This is a genomic window from Ochrobactrum sp. MYb379 (assembly GCF_037479515.1).
Classification (GTDB): domain Bacteria; phylum Pseudomonadota; class Alphaproteobacteria; order Rhizobiales; family Rhizobiaceae; genus Brucella.
Window position 1 is genome coordinate 103,068 of record NZ_JBBGYW010000006.1, and the last position, 11,041, is coordinate 114,108.

Sequence of the window (11,041 nt, forward strand, 5' to 3'; positions counted from 1 at the left end):
CAATCATTGGCACAACTCCAATGGCCCAGCTTGGTGCCGCATATGCTCAACAAGCTTCTGCACAAACAATTGCGTTTAACATTCGTTCGCAAAGCATGGGCGGTGCTTTGACTGCCTTTGCGGATCGCGCCGGTCTGAAATTGCTGCTGCAATCGAGTGTGGTTGCAGGAAAAACAAGTCCGAGTGTCCAGGGTAACTTTACAGCAGAGCAGGCACTTTCGCGGCTGCTTACTGGGTCTGGTCTCAACTATCGTATTAACGGAACAACAGTGACGATTGCTGACCCGGCTGGTGAAACTCAGCTTGCGCCGGATGTTTTGAACACCACTCTGCTCGATACAATAACGGTGAGCGGCGGCAACGGCATTTCCGCTGTCGACGCGCCTTATTATACGGCTGCACCAACGGCATTTATCTCTGAGCAGTCTATCGAGCGTTTCAGAGGTTCAAGTCCTGCGGATATTTTTCGGGGCACAGTTGGCGTGATGTCTGCGGAAGCGCGCAATGGTGCAGGTTCCATTGATGTGAACATCCGCGGCATGCAAGGCATGGGTCGCGTTAAGACGACAATTGATGGCGCGGAGAATGCAATCAATATTTATCAGGGTTATCAGGGTGTTTCGAACCGCACCTTTGTCGACCCAGATCTTCTTGCAGGCGTTGAAATCCAGAAAGGTTCAGATGCTGCATCAAGCGGTATAGCCGGTACAGTTGCTATGCGCACAGTTGAGGCGGGTGACATTGTTAAAGAAGGCAATCGTTTTGGCATTCGGGTTAAAGGCGGCTTCGGCACCAATTCAAGCAAGCCTGTTGCTGGTGAAAAGGCCGGTTATGAACTTATCAATAAAGGCTACTCTGGCCCGCAAATGAATGATCCTGATTTGCCGGATTATGATAGCCTTTTCCCGCCTGTTATAAATGCGAGTGATGCCACAATGGATAGACCGGCATTTCTCAAGCCAACAAACGGCTCCGGTAGCATTGTTGCTGCAATGAAAGATGAGCAGTACGAGTTTCTGGCAGGCTACGCGTATCGCAAACGTGGCAATTATCATGCGGGAAAGAATGGGCCTGCGTCAGAGCTGATTAATCATGGCGGGCAGTCCATCTGCAGATATTCGTGTGATACGATCCCTAATGACCCATACAATTCGTATTGGTATCCCCAATATATGGAGCAGAGCGGACTAACAAATTATCGCGCAGGTGAGCAGGTTCTCAATACGCAACTTGAGACAAAGTCATGGCTGGTCAAAGGGAAGGTCAACTTTGGAGATGGTCATAGCGTGCAGCTTGGATACACTGGTTTCCAGAGCATTTCAGGTGATCGTATTGCTTCTAATCTTAATGGAAGAACAGTGCGTGCTGAACAGCAGAGTTTGACGACCGATGCCGATATCCATACTGGCACATTCAAATATCGCTGGAACCCCGAAGATAATGACCTGATAAACGTCAAATCAAACATATGGGTTACACGTCTTGAGCAGCGCAGCCCGCCTGCTTATGAACTTTGGTTTTCCGATCCTAGCAAGAAGCCACCGGCTGGTTTCAAACCTGGTCCGGATCTTTGGACTTGGGGAGCGGATGTGAGTAATGAATCACGCCACGTAACTGCCTATGGTGACATCGATCTCACTTATGGTGTCTCTTATAAGCTTGAAGACACATCCCCAGGTGATGGCACAGCCGAATGGGATTATATGATCGACTTACGTGATGGCAAACGTGAAGAAGTCGCCACTTACGTCAAGGCAGTATATAAGCCAGTGGATTGGCTTACACTGAATGGCGGACTTCGTTATTCCCATATGTGGTCACAAGACCGAAGCAATCCAACGAACAGGCTACCCGAAATTGATTATGGATCAGCAACCTTCAAGGAAGGCGGCTTTAGCCCATCTATAAGTGTGACGGTTGAACCAGTCAAAGGCACCCAGCTTTACGCAAATTACTCAAGCACTCTTCGTGCACCGAGCATTATGGAGTCGGTCTCTGCATTTAATATGAGCGTCAATACAAATACGAAATCAGAGCGATCCAACAATTGGGAAGTTGGTGTGAATTTCGTGGAAGAAAGCCTTCTTGCCAAGGCCGATCAAGCGATGGTGAAATTCGGTTACTTCAACTGGGATGTACAGGATTATATTGCTCGTGAGTGGTATAAAGACCCAGCTAAAGTCTACCAGAATATGCGTATCTTCAACATTGATCGCGCTAAATTCTCAGGCCTTGAGTTTTCCACACGCTATGATCTTGGTGGATTTAGCGCAGAGCTTGCAGCCAATTATTATCTGAACGTGGAGTTCTGCCGTACCGCTGACACTTGCGAAAATAAGTCACTTTATGCGGATTATGCAACCAATGCCGTCCCTCCGAAATATGGCATTGATCTGACCTTGTCCCAGAAGTTATTGGAAGATGCTCTGACTATAGGGGGGCGTCTGTCTTATGTTTCCAATCGCGCGATTGGCCATGGTGACGCAACTGCAGTGGGTGCGTCGCAATTTATCAAACTGATTGAATGGGAGCCATACACACTTGTTGATGTATTTGCGGAGTATAAACTCAATGAGAACTACACGGCCACTGTGCGGGTAGAGAACCTGACGGATAGGTACTACGTTGATCCACTGAGCCTTTTTATGCAGCCAGGACCGGGGCGCACATTCTACGCATCATTGACTGCCAGCTTCTAAATTAACTAAAGCCGGACTTCCGCGCACGATTGCGCGGAAGTTCGCTGTGAGGTGGACGAGGTAGGCTTCGTCTTTCAAGCAGTTTACTATTTATGGTCAAATCTGGTTAGAGGTTTGAGGGAAAATCATTTGAACGAAGGATAATCCTCTTAAGAGGCAACGGCGCTCTTAAACTGCTGATATTCTGCGGGCTTACCGATTCTGGTGCCTCAAAGTGCTGTCGTCCGGCGCTGTGGCAATCCTTTCTATATCATGGCTTGCTTGACTAAAATAAACATGATTAAAGAAGTTAACTTTAGAAGATAGGATTGCCAAAAAAGGTGCAGTCGTTATCCCATCTTGTATTTTTGGTCGTTTGGCTCAGAGTGTAGAAATGAATAATTGGAGCCATCGACTAACGCTTCTCTTTCAAGATCATCGCAAAAGATTGGAAGCCATTGTCACGCGAATGACGCGCGACAAGGAAGCTGCCGCTGATATCGTTCAGGATGTTTTTTCAAAAATAGTCGATGGTGGATCTGATAAAAGTCATGATGAAAACGTTAAAATACTCTATGTAGCAACGCGAAATGCCAGCATTGATCACATAAGAACATCCCTTCGGCGCCGTGAAATTATGGAATTAATTGTTCCCGAGCAGATCAGTGGGTCTGTATTGTCACCCGAGACGATTCTTGAGGGACGCCAGTCCCTTGAAAAACTCGATGCTATATTAATGGAATTGGGGAAAATTTCGCGTGATATATTTCTACTCCGTCGTGTCAATAACATGTCGAATTCCGAAATCGCCCAGCGATATGGTATTTCGATCAGTTCAGTAGAGAAGCATATCGCCAAAGCGATGAGGCATTGCCAAAAACGAATGTCCAATTTTGACAAGTAAATTTCCTGCTATGCAAATGAGGAATTCATCTCGTGAAACGTTTCTAAATATAGAAACATCTTTATAAACGGCTTTTACGGGTCGAAAAAGATAGCCATTCAAAAAAGGTCAGCCAGCGGATAATGTCGCAGAGCCAGCAACCATCTGAAAAGCAACGCGATATGGCAGCAATGTGGCTCGCTAAGCGTACTGGCGGTCATTTGTCGACCAGCGATCTCAATGAGCTTGAAGAATGGCTGAATGCAGATCGCCTCAACCGTCTCGCATGGGATGAGATGCGGGTGCTTTGGGCGCATCTTGAAGAACCATCAAAGCGAGTGGCACGCCTGTCTCCGCCCAGCACTTCTGTTGCAAGACATCTTACGAGGTCTCGAAACTGGATAACAGTCGCTGGAGCGGGCATCGCCGCCACACTCGCAGTCTGGATAATTGACCCCAGTTTCATCCAGAATTTTCAGGCTGACATTGTATCAGGTCGTGATTATGTGACTTCACAAACACTTCCAGATGGTACGGTGGTCAAAATGGGGGCAGATACAGCCATTTCATTCGAGATTGACCATAACCAAAGGCATGTGAAGCTGCTGCGCGGTGAAGCCTTTTTTGAAGTTGTTCCGGGGTCAGCCCCCGACTTCCAGATTGATGTCAATGGAGACCTAATTCGTGTCATCGGAACACGTTTCAACGTCGACCATGTATCCAATTCCACAACCGTCAGTGTATCAGAAGGTATCGTTTCTGTGAAAGGTGCCTACGATGAGAAGCCTGATCGGTTGGTTGCGGGTGAGCAAATAAAGGTATCTGCTGGCTCAGCAGGAAGTGTGCAACCGGCCAATACAGATGAGACGATGACCTGGATGTCAGGACGTCTGGTGGTCAATCAAGCCGAGGTCGCTGACGTCGTATCCACCCTTTCACGTCACAGTACTAGAAAATTCTTCTTACGCGGAAGCTTCGCCGGCAAGACCATTTCGGGCAGCTTTTCATTGACCGACATTGATGGTTCGGTTGATACCTTGGCTGCTGCGCTCAATGCAAATGTTGTGCGTAGCGTTCCTTTTGTCACACTGATTTTTTAACATGACTTTTTTTGTAATAATTTTGTAAATGCGATGAGGTTCGTCCGCACTCGCTCGTTTACTGAAATAAGAGACAGCCAGTCTCGCTCAGGACGGAGAGTTAACAGATGGCGCGGCCACTTCATAAAAAGCATCAAAATAAACTGGCAATGACTTTGCTGTGTACCACAGCAGCTTTGGTTCATGTGCCCTTTGTAGTGGCATCACATGCGCAGACAGTTGCTGAAGCGGGTACATTTAGCTTTAATATTCCAGCTAAGCCGCTTGCATCGGCAATTGCAGATGTTGGAGCGGTCAGTGGGTGGCGCATCGCGTACGCGTTTAGCCTCCCAAAGTCTGCTTTCAGTTCCGCCGTTGTTGGTAACATGGCACCCGAACAAGCAATTTCACGCCTCTTGCAGGGCACGAATGTGACCTATCGTGTGACAGGCGCTCGTTCAATCATTCTTGAACAGAAAATGGCAACGACAACTGGTGATGTCGTGGGGGCTGGCACAACGGTTCTCGATACGATCACCGTTACATCAGGCGCTGGCGTGAACCCGGCAAATGTGCCTTATGAAACACCGGGTTCGAGTGTTTACCTGTCGGCTGAACAAATCGAGCGCAACCGAGGCACCTCACCCGGCGATATGTTTACAGGCATCGCGGGCGTTATGAATGCCGAAACGCGCAATTCGGGCGGCGTCGATATTAATATTCGCGGCATTCAAGGACAGGGTCGCGCTCCTGTGGTTGTTGATGGCGCGACGCAAGAAACGACAGTTTATCGCGGGTATAACGGCGCTCAGTCGCGCTCTTACATTGATCCAGATTTTATCAGCTCTATGTCAATCGAAAAAGGTTCAAGCACGGGTGCTGATGCCAATGGTGCGATTGGTGGCGTCGTGCGTATGACCACGATCAACGCGGATGATATTCTGATACCCGGACAAACCACAGGCGTTCGTGTCAAAGGCGGCTTCAATACGAATAGTGCACCTGTACCGGCACTGGGTACTTTGGCTGGTCAACGTGGAATTGGTACATTCGGCAATTCCGAAATTCCTACAACGTTCGGCGGCAGCGCAGGCATGGATCGCCCTGGATTTCTGACACCGACCGGAGGATCGGGTAGCGTCGCAATTGCTGCAAAGACGGACAATTTCGAGATTGTCGCAGCACAAGCGCGGCGAAAGAACGGCAATTATTATGCCGGTGCCAAAGGCAATGATGCCGCCAATCCGGTCTATACATCACTAGGCGATGGAACGACAAATATAACCAATGGTGGACTCAATCAGCATCGCGCTGGTGAAGAAGTCCTCAACACATCAAACAGCAACGACAGCCTATTGCTGAAAGGCAAAGTAAAGAGTGACGATGGTCATACGCTGGAGTTGGGATATAACAGCTATAGAAGTACCTATGGTGAAATCATGCCAACGCAGATTTGGACCACCTTCGGCAGTGGCCCCTATCAGGGTTTCCTTCACAATATTTCGCTCGATACCTACACCGCTCAATATCGCTGGAACCCAGACGACAACGACCTGATCGATCTCGAGGTCAATGCCTATTATACCGATCTTCAGCTGAAGATGAATGCAGCCACGATGAACGGCTCATCGGTCAATCCGATTAAGTGGTACAGCGCGAATAAGCGCAAAGGCATAACGGCTGAAAACACCTCAAAGTTTGATACAGCCCTTGGCGGAATCTCGTTCAACTATGGTGCGGGATTTCTGCGGGAAGATATGGGCTTTCCTGACGGTTATGATTACAAACTAAGTGACAATGATGGTTTTGGTCCTTCACGCGAAGGCAATCGCAAAGAATGGAATGTCTTTGCATCTTCCGAATGGAAGCCAACAGACTGGCTGACATTCTCACCAGGTATCCGTTACTCCCACTATAATTCTTTCGATCGCAACTCGGGCATCACATATGGCGATAATGGGATGGAAGTTACTTATGGTGATCCTATAGAAAGCGAGGGTGGAGGCTGGTCTCCTACTGCGACACTAACTGTTGAACCAGTGGACGGATGGCTCGTCTACGGTAAGGCAGGCAGCGTTTTACGCTCGCCAAGTGGTTTCGAAACACTCAAAGGCTTTTCAGTCGCAACGACATTGCAGGAAGTTGCAATTGAGCCCGAACGTAACAAGAGTTTTGAGCTGGGTACGAGCTATCTTGGCAAAGATGTTTTCCTGGCAGGTGACACACTCCGCCTCCATGGCGCGTATTTCGATAATCATATCGATAATTTCATCTCGCGTGTCGGCAAATCGACCCAAATTTTTCCGGGCTTCTATGCCGAGACAATCACCATGGTCAATCTTGACTATGTGAAAACACGCGGTCTTGAATTGAATGCCGATTACGATACCGGAAAATATTTTGCAGGCATTTCTTGGAACCATTATCTGGAAACGCTCTATTGCGCGAAGCCGGGAACATTGAAATCTACCCGGTCCCAATGCGCGGAAGGTGGACTTTACAACAGTTATACCCTGCAGCAAGTCCCACCCAAAGACACCATCACGGTTAATCTTGGGGCGCGTTTCCTGGATGAAAAGCTGACCGTTGGCGGGCGCGTTATGTATGTCGGCAAGCGTAACGTAAAAGATATCGGCGATGGTAGCGATGATGCCTATATGGGCGGACAGATTAATCCCTCGATATGGAACCCATATACGCTGGTAGATCTTTATCTTAATTACAAACCCAACGAAAGCTGGGAATTCAACGTCGGGATCGACAATCTGACGGACCGCTACTACATGGATGCACTGAACGCATCGTTGATGCCTGCTCCCGGCAGAACCTTCCGTTTTGATGCGACGACAAAATTCGGCAGTAACGCTCCTTTGTTCTCAACGGATATGTGGTCGGACTTGTTGCATTCTAGAAAGAGTAAGCACAACTGGAGCGGTTTCTATTTCGGCGGCAACATCGGTTATGATATGGGCCGAAGCGGCGGCACTACAACAGCTTCTGATGGCTCGACAAATGGCAATACGTTGGATGAATCGGCCAACTTTAAAGCTGAAAATGCATCATTTGGTTTGCAGGGCGGCTACAATTATCAGCTGAGCAACGGATTGGTTGCTGGTTTTGAAGCCGATGTTTCACGACCAAATCTTACGTCTTCGACGCGTTCATTTACCGATGGTTCAGAGCGCTCAACGGGACAACTCCAGTCAATCACGCAATATAACTATGACTGGTCAGCTGGCATTAAGGGTCGGTTGGGCTACTCCTTCAACAACGTGTTGATTTATGGCAGTGCGGGACTAGCGCTTCTGAACGAGCAACAGGTTCGCAGCCAATATAAGGGCTTTGATGCAAACCTTACGCGCCCAGCGGGTAATGTTACTCAATTCTCATTCTCGGAACAGGACGAAAAGCTACGTACGGGTCTCTTGTTGGGTGGCGGTGTTGAATACGCGTTAAGTGACAAATGGTCAGTACGTGCTGATTACGGATACACGCGTTTCGGGCGATCAAAATTCGAATTCAAAGGAGCCCGAGAAGGCACAACTCCAGAATTCGATGACAGTATTTTCTGTACAGATGGCGACAGGCCAGAGGGTTGCCCAGCAACCGGTCACTCGTTCCTGCCGATTCATGTCGATGGAACTTACAAAAACGTTAATGGCAGACAAGCTTCAAACTGGATGGATTTCCATTCGGTGAAGATCGGGTTGAATTATCATTTCTAATCGTCCTTAATATTACATAACCGGCTGCGCATTGAAAACGCTCAGCCGGTTATGTGAACCTAAAGCATCAACTGCTCGTAATGATCGCTGACATTTTAAATGGAATGTTATTCGTTAGATTTGTTGGCTTTGAGTTAGATAATAATCGTTATTCCATGCATATGATTAGATAAAGAAAGGCGCGATTTTCATTTAATGCGCTCGATTATTGCGTAAGCGCGCAATGTTCGTGTTGCTCATTCATCAAATCTAGCGTTTCTCTCGCTAACATAAATGCAATTAAAATGATTAGTTGTTATGTGCAAAAAACTGTGATCATAAAGAGTATTGTCGCACAACAAGATATCATTCCTTTGTCAGGTGCGGTTTTGGAGATCTTCCTGACATCTATCCAAAACGGAATAAACACAGTTTCGGAGTTAGGGTTGGACCAGATATTTGTAGCCTATCAGTTCTGGTCTGAGCAGGATTGTGTCGATGAACCAACAACTGATTGGCCGTATTACTGCGCTATGGAGTTGCTTAAACACCCCGTAGATACCGCTATTTCTGAGTATTTGAATTTTGTTGGCAATGCATCGCACTCGGACCGGGCATGGATGATAGAATACGGAAAGGATATGCTGCGGTTTCGTAACACACATGAGTGGTGTCGTGGAGGTACGACATCATTTCTTGAAGAATTACAGGAAGCTCCCACAACACTTATCGGATGGCTGCATCGGCACCTGATGGATGGCAAAGCCGTCGCTGTTAATGATATACATGGCTTGCCGCGTGTAGCACGCACAATTCAGGTCGAATTTTTACGGCAGGGAAACAAGAGCATACTGAGCATTCCGATTAGCCATCAGGGACGCCTAAGGGGTATTATTGGCTTCGATATGACCCGCGAGTATCGCCGGTGGTCAGGTGCTCAAATCAAGGCGATGTTCCAATGCGCCAGGTTGATCGCTCAAGCTAAGTACGGCAAGAGCACCAATCAGGTTGCGAATATTCCGGAGGATGAAACAACGCCGGTAGTTTATCTGCGAAAACGCGGCGTTGTGCGCGGTGTCGCACCTGAAACTATCGTTGGCGTCCGTTCGGCGGGAAATTATAGTGAAATTTGGCTTAACGATGGTTCCATGGTACTCGATTCACGCCCGCTTGGCATCTGGCTAAGCATATTACCGGAAAGCTATTTCTTTCGTGTTCACCGCACGGCTTTCGTCAATGCGCTGCATGTCTCAGACGTGGACCGCAGCAAACCAGACAGATGGCTGATCAAGATGCGTGCAATCAAGCAATCCTGGCCAGTTTCGCGTGTTTATCGGAAACCCCTGCGCGAACGACTTGGCGTTTAATACAACCCAAATCCTTGATGCCCAAAATTTATGGTCACTCATCCAACGGGTAGGTTGATTCATCCTTCTGGCATTGCTCAAGGCGGTGCTTGTTTTCAAATGCTTGCAACATCAAAATAGTAACGCCAGTCTGTGTACAGGGGATCGAGATGCGTTCGAGCCAATCGTTTGACTATCGTACTTCAAGCATTATTCGCGCTTTGCTGATATCGAGCAGTTTGGTCGTCATGGCGACCCAGCAATCCAGTGCCGAGGACCTTGCTTTAAAAGACGCCGTCTCGATGACTGGTATGGCACTGTTTCTCAATTCCGGCGCGCCAGCACTCACCATCGCAGTGGTTCGCGGTGACGAAAGTATCGTACAAGGTTTTGGCGAGACCGTGCCTGGCAACGATACGGAGCCAAATGGGAAATCAATATTTCGATTGGGTTCTATCTCGAAGGTATTCGCAACCGATGTGCTTACCTCGCTGGCAGCCGATGGTACAGTGAAGCTGACAGACCCGCTCGCAAAATACGCTCCAGACGGTTCAACCGTGAAGCAGACGGGTCGGCCAATTACATTACTTGATCTTGCCACGCATTCTGCAGGTTTGCCACGCGAGCTTGCAGATCCAGGAGCAAAACCCTCCGACAATCCGTTTGATGGCTTTAATCGCGACTATTACTGGAAATGGATCGCATCAAATGCGCCCGCTTATGCACCCGGCACGACCACGCTCTATTCCAATTTCGGTTATGGACTTATGGGGGACGCACTCGCCAAAGCAGACAATAGCAGCTTTGCCGACCTGCTGAAGAGGAGAGTATTTGAAGCTGCAAGCATGGATGACACAACAACGGCGCTGAACGACGAGCAGAAAAAGCGCATGATGGTTGGTCTTGATCCATTCAATAAGAATGATCCGAACAACATCGTACCAGACATCATGTACGCCAGTGCCGGTGTTTATTCGACAGCCGAGGATATGGTGAAGTGGATGCAATGGCATCTCAATCCAACCGCTGCAACAATGGAAGCACATACGCTCGATCATACAATGTGGCTGCCTTACGACGGTCTAGAACGTGTCGTTGGCACGGAAGTGACCGGCGGGGAAGGAATGGGCCTCGGCTGGGTTGTAACGATGCCGCGCAATGGTACACCTATGCTTCTCGGTAAAAGCGGCGGCCTCGGCGGTTTCATGACTTATGTGGTACTTTCACCCAACCGTAAACTCGGTATTTTCGTCGTCGCAAACCGCGTTAATTTTGGGATGTTCAATGATATTCGCTCAAGCGTTCACGAACTTGCTGCAGAGCTTGGGCCACAATAGCCCGGGCTCTTATT

The 11,041-nt window shown here is 48.3% G+C and carries 6 protein-coding genes; all 6 read left to right on the forward strand.

The window, feature by feature from the left end; translation table 11 throughout:
* The first annotated feature begins 20 nt into the window (after positions 1–20).
* The 6 genes from WH356_RS14495 (at position 21) to ampH (ending at position 11,027) form a co-directional block, all read left to right on the forward strand.
* On the forward strand, positions 21–2,699 hold the full coding sequence (locus tag WH356_RS14495; protein ID WP_339511955.1) for a TonB-dependent receptor: 2,679 nt from the start codon (positions 21–23) through the stop codon (positions 2,697–2,699).
* 373 nt (positions 2,700–3,072) lie between these two features.
* Positions 3,073–3,582 (forward strand): RNA polymerase sigma factor, encoded by a 510-nt coding sequence (locus WH356_RS14500; protein ID WP_339511957.1) that lies wholly within the window; start codon positions 3,073–3,075, stop codon positions 3,580–3,582.
* A 122-nt stretch (positions 3,583–3,704) separates the two neighbouring features.
* Positions 3,705–4,661: a FecR family protein gene (locus WH356_RS14505; protein WP_339511959.1), complete on the forward strand. Its 957-nt coding sequence runs from the start codon at positions 3,705–3,707 to the stop codon at positions 4,659–4,661.
* A 107-nt stretch (positions 4,662–4,768) separates the two neighbouring features.
* Positions 4,769–8,365: a TonB-dependent receptor domain-containing protein gene (locus WH356_RS14510; RefSeq protein WP_339511961.1), complete on the forward strand. Its 3,597-nt coding sequence runs from the start codon at positions 4,769–4,771 to the stop codon at positions 8,363–8,365.
* Positions 8,366–8,790: 425 nt separating this feature from the next.
* Positions 8,791–9,711 (forward strand): GAF domain-containing DNA-binding protein, encoded by a 921-nt coding sequence (locus WH356_RS14515; protein WP_339511963.1) that lies wholly within the window; start codon positions 8,791–8,793, stop codon positions 9,709–9,711.
* A gap of 149 nt (positions 9,712–9,860) precedes the next feature.
* Positions 9,861–11,027: a D-alanyl-D-alanine-carboxypeptidase/endopeptidase AmpH gene (gene ampH, locus WH356_RS14520; protein WP_339511965.1), complete on the forward strand. Its 1,167-nt coding sequence runs from the start codon at positions 9,861–9,863 to the stop codon at positions 11,025–11,027.
* Positions 11,028–11,041 lie beyond the last annotated feature (14 nt).